The 13,986-nt window shown below is 59.5% G+C and carries 16 protein-coding genes; 9 read left to right on the top strand and 7 right to left on the bottom strand.

What is annotated here, in order from left to right; genetic code table 11:
- Positions 1-75 precede the first annotated feature (75 nt).
- On the bottom strand, positions 76-810 hold the full coding sequence (locus AC3ZVB_RS24785) for a thioesterase II family protein (RefSeq protein WP_490147975.1): 735 nt from the start codon (positions 808-810) through the stop codon (positions 76-78).
- A 233-nt stretch (positions 811-1,043) separates the two neighbouring features.
- The gene (locus AC3ZVB_RS24780; RefSeq protein ID WP_490147974.1) at positions 1,044-2,216 is read right to left on the bottom strand and encodes an MFS transporter; all 1,173 of its coding nucleotides are present in this window, start codon (positions 2,214-2,216) and stop codon (positions 1,044-1,046) included.
- Positions 2,217-2,538: 322 nt separating this feature from the next.
- On the opposite strand from AC3ZVB_RS24780, the gene idi reads away from it, so the two are divergent.
- From idi to AC3ZVB_RS24750, 6 genes are all read left to right on the top strand, one after another.
- Positions 2,539-3,093 carry an isopentenyl-diphosphate Delta-isomerase gene (gene idi / locus AC3ZVB_RS24775; RefSeq protein ID WP_490147973.1) on the top strand — a complete coding sequence of 185 codons (555 nt, stop codon included), beginning with the start codon at positions 2,539-2,541 and terminating at the stop codon, positions 3,091-3,093.
- On the top strand, positions 3,086-4,093 hold the full coding sequence (locus tag AC3ZVB_RS24770; protein ID WP_490147972.1) for a terpene synthase family protein: 1,008 nt from the start codon (positions 3,086-3,088) through the stop codon (positions 4,091-4,093). Before idi ends, AC3ZVB_RS24770 begins: the two co-directional genes overlap by 8 nt.
- Positions 4,094-4,279: 186 nt before the next feature.
- On the top strand, positions 4,280-5,080 hold the full coding sequence (locus AC3ZVB_RS24765; RefSeq protein ID WP_490147971.1) for an SDR family oxidoreductase: 801 nt from the start codon (positions 4,280-4,282) through the stop codon (positions 5,078-5,080).
- The gene (locus AC3ZVB_RS24760) at positions 5,073-6,899 is read left to right on the top strand and encodes a glycoside hydrolase family 15 protein (RefSeq protein WP_194692533.1); all 1,827 of its coding nucleotides are present in this window, start codon (positions 5,073-5,075) and stop codon (positions 6,897-6,899) included. Before AC3ZVB_RS24765 ends, AC3ZVB_RS24760 begins: the two co-directional genes overlap by 8 nt.
- A gap of 265 nt (positions 6,900-7,164) precedes the next feature.
- Positions 7,165-7,548, top strand: a complete 384-nt coding sequence (locus AC3ZVB_RS24755) for a hypothetical protein (RefSeq protein WP_490147970.1) — start codon at positions 7,165-7,167, stop codon at positions 7,546-7,548.
- Positions 7,549-7,576: 28 nt separating this feature from the next.
- Positions 7,577-7,951, top strand: coding sequence for a VOC family protein (locus AC3ZVB_RS24750; RefSeq protein WP_490147969.1), 375 nt, complete (start codon positions 7,577-7,579; stop codon positions 7,949-7,951).
- Here AC3ZVB_RS24750 and AC3ZVB_RS24745 read toward each other — a convergent pair.
- Positions 7,948-8,919 carry a GlxA family transcriptional regulator gene (locus AC3ZVB_RS24745; RefSeq protein WP_490147968.1) on the bottom strand — a complete coding sequence of 324 codons (972 nt, stop codon included), beginning with the start codon at positions 8,917-8,919 and terminating at the stop codon, positions 7,948-7,950. The two genes, AC3ZVB_RS24750 and AC3ZVB_RS24745, sit on opposite strands and share 4 nt — an antisense overlap.
- Before the next feature lie 90 nt (positions 8,920-9,009).
- On the opposite strand from AC3ZVB_RS24745, the gene inhA reads away from it, so the two are divergent.
- On the top strand, positions 9,010-9,687 hold the full coding sequence (gene inhA / locus AC3ZVB_RS24740; protein WP_490147990.1) for an isonitrile hydratase: 678 nt from the start codon (positions 9,010-9,012) through the stop codon (positions 9,685-9,687).
- A gap of 406 nt (positions 9,688-10,093) precedes the next feature.
- On the opposite strand, the gene AC3ZVB_RS24735 is transcribed toward inhA, so the two are convergent.
- Positions 10,094-10,894 carry an aminoglycoside phosphotransferase family protein gene (locus AC3ZVB_RS24735; protein WP_490147967.1) on the bottom strand — a complete coding sequence of 267 codons (801 nt, stop codon included), beginning with the start codon at positions 10,892-10,894 and terminating at the stop codon, positions 10,094-10,096.
- A 7-nt stretch (positions 10,895-10,901) separates the two neighbouring features.
- Positions 10,902-11,390: an SRPBCC family protein gene (locus AC3ZVB_RS24730; protein ID WP_162440824.1), complete on the bottom strand. Its 489-nt coding sequence runs from the start codon at positions 11,388-11,390 to the stop codon at positions 10,902-10,904.
- Positions 11,391-11,629: 239 nt separating this feature from the next.
- Here AC3ZVB_RS24730 and AC3ZVB_RS24725 point away from each other — a divergent pair, with 239 nt between their 5' ends.
- Complete coding sequence (locus tag AC3ZVB_RS24725) at positions 11,630-11,920, top strand: hypothetical protein (RefSeq protein WP_162440823.1); 291 nt, start codon at positions 11,630-11,632, stop codon at positions 11,918-11,920.
- A 57-nt stretch (positions 11,921-11,977) separates the two neighbouring features.
- Positions 11,978-12,379 (top strand): lysozyme inhibitor LprI family protein, encoded by a 402-nt coding sequence (locus tag AC3ZVB_RS24720; protein ID WP_490147966.1) that lies wholly within the window; start codon positions 11,978-11,980, stop codon positions 12,377-12,379.
- A gap of 141 nt (positions 12,380-12,520) precedes the next feature.
- Here the strand turns inward: AC3ZVB_RS24720 and peaD are convergent, their stop codons facing one another.
- Together peaD and qhpC are read right to left on the bottom strand one after the other, a co-directional pair.
- Positions 12,521-13,639 (bottom strand): quinohemoprotein amine dehydrogenase subunit beta, encoded by a 1,119-nt coding sequence (gene peaD, locus AC3ZVB_RS24715; RefSeq protein ID WP_162440821.1) that lies wholly within the window; start codon positions 13,637-13,639, stop codon positions 12,521-12,523.
- A 23-nt stretch (positions 13,640-13,662) separates the two neighbouring features.
- Positions 13,663-13,986 carry a quinohemoprotein amine dehydrogenase subunit gamma gene (gene qhpC, locus AC3ZVB_RS24710; RefSeq protein WP_162440820.1) on the bottom strand — a complete coding sequence of 108 codons (324 nt, stop codon included), beginning with the start codon at positions 13,984-13,986 and terminating at the stop codon, positions 13,663-13,665.

Genomic DNA, 13,986 nt, shown 5'->3' with positions numbered 1-13,986 from the left:
TATGTGTTGGATGACACACCGTAATCGCGCGCAGGCTCGCTCCTACACGGGATTTTGGTGATGTTGGAAGGTGGGTCAGGCTGAGGCGGTCATGGCGTGGCGCCGGTGGTGGATGTCGAGCTGGTCCTTGATCAGCCGCAACACCTTGGCTTCGTGTTCATGGATGAAGAAGTGACCGCCGGCGAGTATATCCACTGAAAAACTGCCGTGGGTTTCCTTGCTCCAGCCGATCAGTTGCGAGGGGGTGGCGCGGTCGGTCTTGCCGCCGAGCACGTGCACCGGGCACTTGAGCAGTGGGCGCTGGAGCGGTTCGAAACGTCCGCACAGTTGAAAGTCGGCACGCAGGATTGGCAGCGTCAGGCTCATCAGCTCTTCGTTGGCCAATACTTCTTCGCTGGTGCCATTGAGGATGCGCAGTTGTTCGATCAGCTCGGCATCGGTTTTCGGTTCGGCGAACCCCCGGTCGTAGTCGGCGCGCATCGTCGGAGCGGCGGTACCCGAGGCGAACAGTGCCACCGGTTCAGGGCCGCCCAATGAGCGCAAGGCGTGGGCCATTTCACAGGCCAGTAATGCGCCCAGGCTGTGGCCGAACAAGGCATACGGTGGCTTGAGGGTAGCGAGTTGCTCACGAGCCAGTTGCAGCGCCAGGCGCCGCATGTCGGTGTGCAGCGGTTCGCCATAGCGCGCGCCACGCCCCGGCAGCTCCACCGGTTGCAGCTTGATCCATTCCGGCAGCTTGCGCCGCCAGCGGCTGTAGACCATGGCGCTCGCGCCTGAATAGGGCAGGCACAGCAATGTCAGCTGGGTCACCGGGCTTACCTCGAAAGTTGTCTGATTAGAGAACGGATGAGGGGCGCGTGGAATTAGTAGGCGGACACAGAACCTGTGGCGAGGGAGCTCGCTCCCGCTGGGTTGTGCAGCAACCCCAACATTCCTACGACTGCTGCGCAGCCGAGCGGGACGGTGCGACGATTCGACAAGCTCCCTCGCCGCAGATTGTGTGTTTGCTGAGGTTTGATATTTGCCTGTCTCAGAGGGCTGGGTTATTTCAGGTGGCGGAAGCTTTGGATGGCCGAGCCGAGGACCACGGCGCCGGCGGCGATGGCCACCCAGAATCCGCTGGGGGCACCGAACGCGTCTACCAGCCAGCCTGAACTGGCGGCGCCGATCGCCACGCCGATGCTCAAGCCGGTGACCAGCCAGGTGAGGCCTTCGGTGAGTTTGGCCGGTGGGACGATTTGTTCAACCAGGGCCATGGCGACAATCAAGGTCGGTGCGAAGAACAGTCCGGCGATGAACACCGCCAGTGACAGCCCGAAAATGTTCGTCGCCAGCAACAGTGGCAAGGTCGTCACCGCCGTCGCTATGCCGCCGTACAGGAACAGTCGCGGCAGCGGCACATTCGAGCGTAAAGCACCGAACGCCAACCCGGCCATGCACGAACCGATGGCGTACACCGACAGCACGATACTGGCGGCGGCCGGCTGGCCCTGATGCTGGGCGAACGCCACGCTGACGACATCGATGACGCCGACAATAGTGCCCATGGCGACCATCAGCAGCACCAGCAACCGAAGCTCACCGGAACGAATGATCGACCCCTGATGGTGCGCGTCATGGGGATGAATGGCGGGCTCGGTATCCCGTTGCAGCACGAATGCCGTGACCCCGATCGCCAGCATCAGCAACGCGGCCAACGGCCCGGCTTCGGGGAACACCACCACGCTCAACCCTACGGACAGCGGCGGTCCGACGATGAAACAGACTTCGTCGAGTACCGACTCCAGGGCATAGGCGGTCTGCAGCTCGGGCTGGCCGCGATACAACTCGGTCCAGCGTGCACGCACCATGGCCGACATGCTGGGCATGCAACCGGCCAGAGCGGCGAACACAAACAGCGTCCAGTGCGGTGCCTGCAAACGGGTGCAGAGCAACACCATCAACAGCGCCCCGCCACCGATCAGCGCCGCGACCGGCAAGATCCGGCGCTGGCCGAAACGGTCCACCAGTCGCGAGACTTGCGGCGCGCAAAAAGCCGTGGCCAAGGCGAACGTCGCGGCGACGGCGCCGGCCAATCCGTAGCCGCCCTGCAATTGCGAGAGCATGGTGATCAGGCCGATACCGGTCATGGAGATCGGCATGCGCGCGATCATGCCGGCCAGCACGAAGGCTTTGCTGCCAGGGGCTTTGAACAGGTCGCGGTAGGGGTTGGCCATGGAGTGGACGTCTCGACAAAGGCCTGCAAGGTGCCACAAAGGCAGAGCGGTGCGAAAGTGCGCAATTGTTGGTTGAATGTGAACACCACGGGGTGCGACGCCGGACACCCGCGCGTCGATGCGTGGCCGCGCAAAAACTGTACAAATCACATAATCCTGTAGATGGGAATTACAGCTGCGGCTAACACCTAAAGAATCTAAGTAGGGGCTTGTAACGTCACGCCCTGCCAACTAGTTTAAAAACGAAAACACACGTCTGATTTTTCCTACGTCGTCCGGTCAGTAGTAACGCCAAGTAGCGAAGACGCAATGGAGTCGAGCTATGGAAGAGTTACTCATCCTCGTCAATGCCCATGACCGAAAACACGGTACCGCACCCAAGCTACAGGCTCATCAACAAGGCCTGCTGCACCGTGCTTTCTCGATTTTCATATTCGATAGCCGTGGGCGTGTCCTGCTGCAACAACGCGCTTTTGGCAAATACCATTCCCAAGGGCTTTGGACGAATACCTGTTGCGGCCATCCCCGCCCAGGCGAACGGACGATTGCAGCCGCGAAACGTCGGTTGCACGAAGAGATGGGCATCACTTGTTCACTGAGCAAAGTCGCCACATTGCTTTACCACGAGCAGGTTTCAAATCAACTCATCGAGCATGAGTTCGATCATGTCTTCGCCGGCATCGGTCATCAAGATCCGGTCGCCAATCCCGAAGAAGCCCATAGCTGGCAGTGGGTAGTACCTTCGCAAATTCCCGTTCTCATTGCAGCGGCCCCCTACATGTTCAGTGTCTGGTTTCGCCGGATATTTGAAACCAATGGACCAGAAGACTTGAACATCTGGAAAAAAATGGCAGAGGCAGGAGAACGTCATGACTGACCGATTATCCCTTGGGACAAGTGTTCCCGAGCCCCTTGCACCTTTCGCAGTGCGCCCACTCCGCTGTCCGGCGCCACTAAGAATCGACGAAGCGCTCGGAAGAGAGGTCAATAACCGATTGATGATGTGGGTCAAGGAAATCGGAATCTTCGCCGGCAAGCTTGAAAAGATTCGGGATTCGGATTTCGGTCGCTACGCGATGCTGTGTCACGCGGATACGCAGGACCCTGATCGTCTCCTGCTACAGGGGCAATGCCTGGCGGCCCTGTTCGCCGTAGATGACCATTTTTGCGATGACCGCTCACTTGGCTGTAGCCCCAAAACGGTCGCCCCTCGCCTGTCGTTTGCCATCGCTGCCATGGACCCGGTCTACCTGCCCCGGCCATTCGACATTGAACTGGAGCGCCAACTCGACAGCGACCCGGTTCTGGTAGGGCTGCGCGCTTACATGAAGCGGGTTGAACAGTTTTGCACCCCATCACAAGTTGCCAGAGTTCGCCAGATAAGCATTGCCATGTTTGTGACCATGGCCGCCGAAGGCTCATGGCGCATGCACGGCACCAAACCCACTATTGCGCAATACCTGGCAAGCAGGCAGGTAAACAGCTTCTGGCCGTGCCTGGTACTGATCGATCCGGTGGGTGGTTACGAGGTACCCGCGAACCTGTATTCAAAGCCTGAGGTCCATCGCATCACCGCACTCGCGTCCCTCGCAACGACGCTGGTCAACGATCTCTATTCTGCCTACAAGGAGCACATCAACGAAGTCGGAGCATTCAAACTGCCTTATCTACTTGCCAATGAACACCAATGCACCCTGCAACAGGCGATCGATCGAATTGCTGATATTCATGATGACGTAATGGCCGATTACGAAGCAGCCGAGCACTCCCTGCTGGCTGACGCGTCACCGTTGCTCAAGCGTTACCTCACAGGCCTGAAGGCGTGGATCGCTGGAAACCTGGAGTGGCATAAACATAGCGCGCGATACCATGTCTGACCGATGCGGACCAGGGCGGCTACTGCTCCACACTTGAACGTCGGTGGCTATTGGGTGGAGCCGAAAACAGGGTTAACAATGGCCGGGATCAACCGGACTGTGACGATCTTTTCATTTTTCGACGTGAACTCTGGAGGGAGAGCGCCAGTCAGCTAGTTAAGCCCTCACCTCAAGGCGCTAACGTTCATGTTGATAACGCTCGACCAACAAGTCGCCCTCGTCACCGGCGCCAGTTCCGGCATTGGTGCCGGTGCCGCCAAGGCATTAGCGGCTGCCGGTGCCGCCGTGGTGCTCAACTACAATTCCCAGGCCGCCCCCGCCGAGGAACTGGCCCGGCAGATCATCGCTGAAGGCGGTCGCGCCATGGCCATTGGCGCTGACGTTTCCAACGAAGAAGACGTTGAACTGTTGTTCACCCAGACCCTCGAAGCGTTTGGCTCGCTGGACATTCTGGTGGCCAATTCAGGCATGCAGAAGGACGCTCCGGCGGTGGACATGAGCCTCGCCGACTGGAACCAGGTGATTGGCGTCAACCTCACTGGCCAGTTCCTCTGTGCCCGCGCCGCCCTGCGCATTTTCAATCGACAAGGCGTTCGTGAGGGCGTGTCCCGCGCGGCCGGCAAGATCATTCACATGAGCTCGGTGCACCAGCGCATTCCCTGGGCCGGCCATGTGAATTACGCCGCCTCCAAGGGCGGGATCGACATGCTGATGCAGACCCTCGCCCAGGAAGTCAGCCACCAGCGCATCCGCATCAACGGCATCGCGCCGGGGGCGATCCGCACGGCGATCAATCGCGCCGCCACCGAAGACGACGCCGCGCCGGAACTGCTCAAACTCATTCCCTATGGCCGCATTGGTGACGTCGAGGACATCGCCAATGCGGTGGTATTCCTCGCCTCCGATGCCTCCGACTACATCGTCGGCACCACCCTTTTTATCGATGGCGGCATGAGCCTCTATCCGGAGTTTCGCGGCAATGGCTGATCATCATCCCGAACGACAAAGCGCCATCGACGCCCACGGCATCATCGGCGACATGCGCAGCGCTGCACTGGTCAACGACAAAGGCAGCGTGGATTTTTTCTGCTGGCCGGAATTCGACAGTCCGTCGATTTTCTGTTCATTGCTGGACACGCCCGAGGCCGGCATTTTCCAGCTGGCACCGGACCTGCCTGACGCTCGCCGTGAACAGATTTATCTGCCGGACACCAACGTCCTGCAAACCCGCTGGCTCAGCGACCGCGCAGTGGTCGAGGTCACCGACCTGCTGCCCATCGGCGACAGTGAGGACGATCTGCCGGTGTTGATGCGCCGGGTCCGGGTGGTCAGTGGACAAGCGACATTCCACATGCGCTGCGCCGTGCGGCACGACTATGCGCGTGCCGATACCCGTGCACGCATGGAGGAAAAAGACGTGGCATTCGAAGCCGCCGGTCAGCCCTCCTTGCGCTTGTCGTCGGACCAGGTGCTGCGCGTCGAGGACGGTGCGGCGGTGGCGCAGTTCACCCTTGAACAGGACCAGAGCGCGCAATTTCTGCTCGGTGGCCTGGACGACCCGCGCTTCAAGGAGGGTGGCGCTGAGATGTGCATGGAACGCACCCTGAAGTTCTGGCGCGACTGGAGCGCCCAGTCCAATTACCGAGGGCGCTGGCGGGAAATGGTCAACCGCTCCGCCCTTGCGCTGAAGTTGCTGACGTCGCGCAAACATGGCGCCATCCTCGCCGCCGCGACCTTCGGCCTGCCGGAAACCCCCGGTGGCGAGCGCAACTGGGACTATCGCTACACCTGGATCCGTGATGCCTCTTTTACGGTGTATGCCTTTATGCGCCTGGGTTTCGTCGAGGAAGCCAACGCCTACATGGGCTGGCTGCGTGGCCGTGTGAGCGATTGCCAGGGTAAACCGATGAAACTCAACATCCTCTACGCCGTCGATGGTCGTCAGGAACTGCCGGAAACCGAACTCTCGCACTTGACCGGTCACGGCGATGCGAAGCCGGTGCGGATCGGCAATCAGGCCTACGATCAGGTTCAGCTCGACATCTTCGGCGAACTGATGGACGCGGTGTACCTGGTCAATAAATACGGCGACGCTATTTCCCACGAAGGCTGGAAGCACGCCGTGAAAGTCGTCGATCAGGTGTGTGAAACCTGGCAGCAAAAAGACGTCGGCATCTGGGAAATGCGCGGCGAGCAACACCATTTCCTGCACTCGCGGCTGATGTGCTGGGTGGCGCTGGACCGGGCCATTCGTCTGGCGTCGAAACGCTCGCTGCCTGCGCCTTTCGCCCGTTGGGATGAGACACGCCAGGCGATCTACGCGGATATCTGGGAAAACTTCTGGAACGAAGAACGCGGGCATTTCGTCCAGCATATTGGCGGCACCGCGCTGGATGGTTCGATGCTGTTGATGCCACTGGTACGCTTCGTCAGCGCCAAGGACCCACGCTGGCTTTCGACGCTGGAAGCGATTGAAAAGACCCTGGTGCGTGATGGAATGGTTTACCGCTATCGCAACGACGACGCCCGCATTGATGGTCTCGAAGGGACCGAGGGCGCGTTTGCGGCGTGCTCGTTTTGGTACGTTGAATGCCTGGCGCGGGCGGGCCAGGTGGAAAAGGCGCATCTGGAGTTCGAGCAGTTGCTGAGGTACGCCAATCCATTGGGGTTGTATGCCGAGGAGTTTGATAGCCGCGGGCGACATCTGGGCAATACGCCTCAAGCGCTGACGCATCTGGCGCTGATCAGCGCGGCGAGTTTTCTGGATCGGCGGTTGAGTGGCGAGAAGACCAGTTGGCAGCCGTAGATTGGGTTGCCGTTGTAGCCTGTCCTACAAGTTGATTGTGGGAGCCGGTCTTGCTCGCGACGGCGAACTGTCATTCGCGATTGATATCGACTGAAACGACGCTTTCGCGAGCTAGCTTTGCTCCTACAACGGCTAAACGACATCCGCGAATTGATCGTTCTATGCAGCGCAGATAGCAGGTTGCCAGCGTCCAGAACCCCACCTAACATCCACGCTCAACGGGCACAGCGGAGCTGTCCAACACCACCCGATTCAAGGAACCCGAATGAGCCAACACATTCAGCGCAGCATCGACTCTCCACTACGAACGGGTCTGAACCGCGAGCAATTGTGGGAAGACCACGACAAAGGCCTGATCAAATGCTGGGAGGTCGGCCGCCAACGCGCGGCGCGCTTTCCCGAACTCGCCAACCAGTGCCTCGCCGGTGAACTGCCTGTGCTGGGCTGGAAAGGTGGCGTCAGTCGCAGTTTGAAGAAGCTCGAAAAATTCGGATCTCTCAAATACCTGGCCCAATGGCAGGGATTGCGCGGGGAAGATTTGAATATCGATCTGAGTGAAGAGCTTGAGCTGACCTGTTCGCGGACCGCCATGGTGGTGACGTTCACGCCGGACCGGTCGAAGTATTTCAATCAGGTGGCGCAAGACTGAATGACAGTGGACTGAGGAGTGCGCGGGTTTGTCTGATTTTCCCATTGTGTCCGTGCTGATTCATGTACCTGACTGGCGCGCGGCCACGCAGTGGTACGTTCGAGCGTTTGAGACGGCAAATCAGATCCATCCCGAGTCCGACGATTATGGTCACCTTGATATCGGCGGGGTTGCCCTGGAGATTGTCGATGCCGACGACAAGGTGGGTTGCGGCCCGGCAGGTTCTGTCGTGTATTGGTCAGTCGAAAATCTTGATTCGCAGGTTGCTCGACTGCAGTCCATCGGCGGCGTGCTTTATCGAGGGCCGCTGAAGATTGCGGATGGTGACCGGATCTGCCAGGTTCGGGATCCTTGGGGGAACTGCATCGGTCTTCGGCAGCGATTCAAACGGTTAGGCGTCTAGCCTGCTGCAGCGCTGACGCAGAACCGCTCCCGATAGGCTTGCGGCGTGACGCCCATCGATCGCAGGAAGCTGCGCCTCAGGGTTTCTTCGCTGCCAAATCCGCATTGGACTGCCACACGTTTGATGGGCAGGCCAGTGTCGCTGAGCAGTCTGCGGGCGGTTTCGACGCGGATCAGTTCGATGGCCCGCGCGGGCGTCTGGCCGGTGTCGGCGCGGTAGTGACGGACGAAGCTGCGTTCGCTCATGCCGGCCTTCATGGCCAGTGTCGGGATGCCGAGGTCGAGGGTGAGGTTTTCGCTGATCCAGGCGTGAAGCTCGTCGAATCGGCTGTCTTCCTTTTGCAAGGACAGGGTCACGCTGAACTGCGATTGACCGCCGGGGCGCTTGAGGAACACCACCAGTTGCCGGGCGACTTCCATGGCCATGGCGCGGCCGAGGTCTTCCTCGACCATGGCCAGCGCCAGGTCGATGCCTGCGGTGACACCTGCGGACGTCCAGACCGGGCCGTCATTGATGAAGATCGGGTTGGGCTCCACGTGCAGGCGGGGATGCGCCTGCGCCAGTTGCTCGCAACGGGTCCAGTGAGTGACCACGCGACGCCCGTCGAGCCAACCGCTGGCCGCGAGCAGGAACGCGCCGGTGCACACGGAGGCCACCCGACGGCATCCGACGCCCTGCGCACGCACCCAGGCGACCAGCGCCTCATCTTCTGCCGCGGCGTAGACACCCCAGCCACCCGCGATGACCAATGTATCGCTGGCCTGTTCGGGCAACGGTTCGGCTAACAGCGCCAATCCCGCGGACGACATGACCGCCCCGCCACCGCTGGAAATCACCGTCGGTGCGTAGGGCGGCTGAAAACCCTGCTGGCGCGCAATGTCGTTGGCGGAGGCGAACACTTGCAACGGCCCGGTGACGTCGAGCAGTTGCACATTGGCGAACGCGAGCACATGAATGGTCTTGGGCATATTGGCGTAATTCGTGGGGTGATTGGCGTATACGCCAGATCCTACGAGTCTACTATCAAGCCGTCCACCCCACTGCGTGAGAAAAACACCATGACGTTGCAGATCGGTTTTCTGTTGTTTCCCCAGGTTCAACAACTGGACCTGACGGGGCCCTATGACGTGTTGGCTTCGTTGCCTGATGTGAAGGTGCATCTGGTCTGGAAGGATCTGGCGCCGGTCACTGCAAGTACCGGACTGGTGCTGAATCCGACCACCACGTTTGACGATTGCCCGGCGCTGGATGTGATTTGTATTCCCGGCGGCAGTGGTGTCGGGCCTTTGATGGAAGATGAAGTGACGCTGGCGTTCATCAAGGCTCAAGCGGCGAATGCGCGTTATGTGACGTCCGTGTGCACCGGAGCGCTTGTGTTGGGCGCGGCGGGATTGCTCAAGGGCAAACGCGCTACGACCCACTGGGCTTACCACGAACTGTTGAAGCCTTTGGGGGCGATTGCGGTAAACGACCGGGTGGTACGCGATGGCAATTTGCTGACCGGTGGCGGGATTACGGCCGGGATCGACTTTGCCCTGACACTGGCGGCGGAATTGTTTGATGCGGGCACGGCGCAGTTGGTGCAATTGCAGCTGGAGTATGCGCCGGCGCCACCGTTTGCTTCAGGCAGCCCGCAAACTGCGCCTGCTGCTGTGTTGGCGGAGGCTCATCGGCGTGCGGCGCAATCGCTGGAGCAACGGACATTGATTACTGAGCGGGTGGCGGCCAGTTTGTGAGCCGCTGACCTGATAGCAGCTGCCGAAGGCTGCGTCCGACTGCGCAGCAGTCGCGCTTGGGTTGAATGCAACCTATCTGGAAGACAGTGTTGATTGATCGAGCGACTGCTTCGCAGTCGGACGCAGCCTTCGGCAGCTGCTACAAGTGGTCTTTCGCAGGTGTGAGCGAGTGGACTTTCCTGCAGACGAAAAAAAACCCGCCGAAGCGGGTTTTCCCAAGACCATGTCGACTCCCTGTCGGTAGCGTTCCTTGCTGATGGTCGATCATCCATGATCCCGAGGCACTTCCTGTGCCTCGGTTGATGGGGTCAGAATACGCATCGGATCCAATTTGTAACAGACGATATCACTACCATCGCGTGTAAGACATTCGCTATAACCCTGCTTCCGAAACCCCTTAATGGCCTTATGCCTCAAGTGCACAAGACGCCAATTTCGCGACCTGTAGCTGACCTTCTGCACTCACCGTGTCGTTGTCTTCGAGAAACCAGGCGGCCGACAGTCCGGCAAACGCCAACACCCATTGCAGCAATCGGCGGCGTTCGAGGCCGGCGGCGTCTGCCACAACGTCTATCTGTCGTTGAAAGCGGCGAGGATCAGCGGCCGTCGGCAGGTCGGGGTTACAGATGAGGTTGGCGTAATCGAATCCGCGCTCACCGATCACGCGCTTGGGATCAATGGCCAACCAACCCCGCGGACCGAAATCCAGGACGTTGTCGTGATGCATGTCCCCGTGCAGTACCACCACATCCTGCGGGTCGGCCAGCAACGCTTCGGCGGTGGCGAGGCACAAGGCGTACGGGCCATCCTGCAGATCAGCCGCCCGGCGCAGCGACTTGAACCAAAGCGCCAGGGGCACCAGCGGCGGCGCCGGCAAGGATCGGGGTGTATGCAGCCGGGACAGCGCCATGCACAGGATCTGGCTGGCTTCGTCGTCCTGATTTTCGAGCGCCATGCGCATCAGTGAACGCGAGCCCATCGCCCGCTCCATGACCAACGCTTGCTCGTGATGGGCGAAAACCGGTGCGGCGCCCTCGCCGTCCCACCAAGTCATCAACTGGTTGCCGACCTGTTCGTCGGCATCCATCGCAATCTTCAACATCGCCGGTGCAGAGCCCATCCGCACCGGTAACAAGCGGCTGCCAGGCGTGATGATCGGCTCTCCGTCCGGCACCAGCGCCCAGCGTTTCAACCAGGGTTCAAACATGCAGCCTTTACTCTTCCTGACGGGCGTGGAGTTTGGCGTTGGTCTTCAAAAACTCTTCGATATTGCTCATCTGCTCATCCCAGCCACGGCTGTCCATACGGAACGCCTTGAGCCGACGGGCTTGGGGAATATGATCGAAACCCGATTCGGTGACCTTGAGCAGCGTGCCTTCATCCATGTCTTCAAGCTCGAACAACACAAGCGTAGTGGGCTCCTGGGAATAGTCGACGTCGGGCTCCACCGCGTAGGGATGCCAGCGAAACGAAAACACCCGTTCCGGCTCGACCCGCTCCACCAGCACGTTCCACAGCAGGTGCTCATAGCCGGGGTAGGTAATCTGCCCTTGGGTCCATTCACCGGCGACAAAGCGCTTGCCCTCCAGTGACACGCCAAACCACTGCCCGAATGCCTCAGCATGGGCGATCACCCGCCAAACGTGCGAACGCGGCACTTTGAGCAGGATTTTCCTTTCGATGCGATCTGATGCTGGGTTCATATGCCACCTCCTGTAATGAACAGTAGGCCTGTAAGACCACAAGACCCACCCTAAAGTTGTACCAACAGGCCGTTGCAATCAACCCTGTATGAAATGCTCAGCTGTGATTTCAGGGTAAGTTCCGGATTTACTTGGAAAAGTACCGCCTCGCCCGTCGGCATGAATCCGCAACCCCGTGAGAACGGGTCTAGACTCGAAACGTTCGCCTCAACGCTAAACCCAAGCTCGGGACGCCAATAATGCCGCTGACTCGAATCCTTACCTGCTTATCAATCGTGTGCCTCACCGCCTGCGCCACGTCCGTCAATCACTGGAGCCGGCCGGGCGCGACTCAGGCGGATGTTGATAAGGATAAATCCCAGTGCGAGTACCAGGCCAAGGCCGCGACGGCCAGTTACAGCAGCACGCCGTCGGACAAGAGTATGTCTGCAGCCGTGGGGGCCGGGGTGGGTGACGGGATTGTGGTGGCCGAGAAGCAGATCGACCTGGTTAACGATTGCATGCGTTTGCGCGGCTATACCGGCAACTGACCGTGCAAGCGTTCGTTACACTGCCTTCCACTTTTTGATGTCACAGCGAGAATCCCCATGACCCCACGCTTTCTCCTGGCGCTGACGCCTTTGCTGTTCACTCATGCGGCCTTTGCCGTGGATTGCGACAACGCCGCTGACCAGGCCACGATGAATCAGTGCGCAGCGCAGCAGAACAAGGCGGCGGACAAGGAACTGAATGCGCTGTATCAGCAGATCACCACGCGCTTGAAGAGCAACCCGGACGGCAAGAAGTTGCTGATCGGTGCTCAGCGTTCGTGGATTGCGTTTCGAGATGCGGAGTGCAAGTTTTCGGCGTCCTCAGTTGAGGGCGGGAGTGTGTACCCGTTGATCTACAGCAATTGCGTTACCGGGTTAACCAAGGCGCGGGTGGAGACGTTCAAGAATTATTTGAAGTGCCAGGAGGGGGATATGAGTTGTCCGGTGCCGGGGGTTTGATCCAGGCCCCCATCGCTAGCAGGCTAGCTCCCACAGTGGGTCTTCAGTGTGATCACAATTTTGTGAACATCATTGATCACCGTGGGAGCACAGCTTGCTCCGGGCGGCGTTCCGACGATAGCGTCGGATCAGACGCCGTCGTTAACGAGTAAACACTTGCGCCGTGGTGATCGCCATGTCCCCACCCGGCAGCTTGATACTGCCGATCTGTTTCATGGTCTCCGGGTCAAAGATCGCCACATCGTTGAACGTTCCGGACAGGTAGATCTTGCTGCCCTCCTTGTTGAAGGAAATGCAGTAGTAGGAATGATCAAGCGTCGCCGCCTGGAGCATTTTCTTCTCCTTGATATCGTACTTGGCCAGTCGGTTGAGCACGCCGAACATCAGGTTGGGATCCTTCGGCGAGCGCATGCCGCTGAAGTAGATTTCTGTCAGCGGGCCGAAATCGGTGGTTTCCGTCTTGCCTGTTTTCAGGTCGATGCTGAACAGTCCGTACAGGTAGTCGGCAGTGGCCGGGTCCTGCTTTTTATCCTTGAACTTCGCGGCGGTGTAGAGCAGCGAAAAGTCATGGCGATACGTCTGCTGGTTCCATACGTACAGCACATCCGGCGCGCTGTAGTTCGCTCGCTTCCAGTGCCGGCTGGGAATCAGCACATCGAACTTGCCGGTTTTCACATCAACCTTGTAGACGTCCGCACCTGCCACATACAACGTGCCGTCATCGCCACTCTGCATGATGGTCAACTGCCGCGGCGCCGGAAAACTGCGCACGGGTTTTGCGTCCATTCCGGCATCGGTGGCGTACACATCGAGCCGTGGCTGCTGCACTTCGTAGCGGTCGTTGAGCATCAAGGTGGGGTTGGCGATGGCGAACAATTCCTTGCCGTCATGGCTCAGGGTGAAGGCGAACATGGACTTCGCCTTTTCGCCCGGCTTCTGGGTGATGCTGGCGTGGAACACCTGTTTGCAGCTGTCCAGCTCGACCCCGTAGACGTCCGCGTAGTGATTGTTCAGCACATAGGCAGTCTTGCGGTCCGGCGATAGCTGCACGGTGCCTGGACCGAAGGCATCGGGCATCTTGCAGGTCTTCAACAGGGTATCGGTGGCCAGGTCGATGACGTGCAGGTTGTTCGGGTAGTTGGTGGTCACCATGTATTCGTGACCGGTTTCGAGCGCGGTGTTCTCATCGGCCATGACAGTGAGCGAACAGGCACTTAGGACGGCGAATGCGGCCAGGCCGCAGGCATTGATGCGAGGCATGCTGAAATCCTTCTGTTGACCGATCACTTGTCTTTTGGAAAGACAGTCCCGAGGTTGCGCCAGTTATCGTTGGACGCCTGGGCATCCTTGTTCCAGTCCGGGTAGGTGCTCATCATGTCGGGCACCTGGGCCGGCCACCAGCAAGGGTCGGAACACCCATAAAGATCGGCTTCCATCGGCTGACACAGCGAGGACACGCCGCCAAACGCATCGATTTCCCAACCGGGGTCGGTGGTCGAGGCGCAGCCGGCGATAGAACTCATCGCCACCACTTCTTCGATACGGTTTTCGGCCGCGGCCAGATCCATTTTCAACGCTTTATTGTTGATTGCCTTGAGATGTTTCAT

Source organism: Pseudomonas sp. MDV22-iso1, assembly GCF_058145095.1.
The sequence above is the reverse complement of the archived record's forward strand: the minus strand, read 5'-3'. Positions and strand labels throughout refer to the sequence as shown.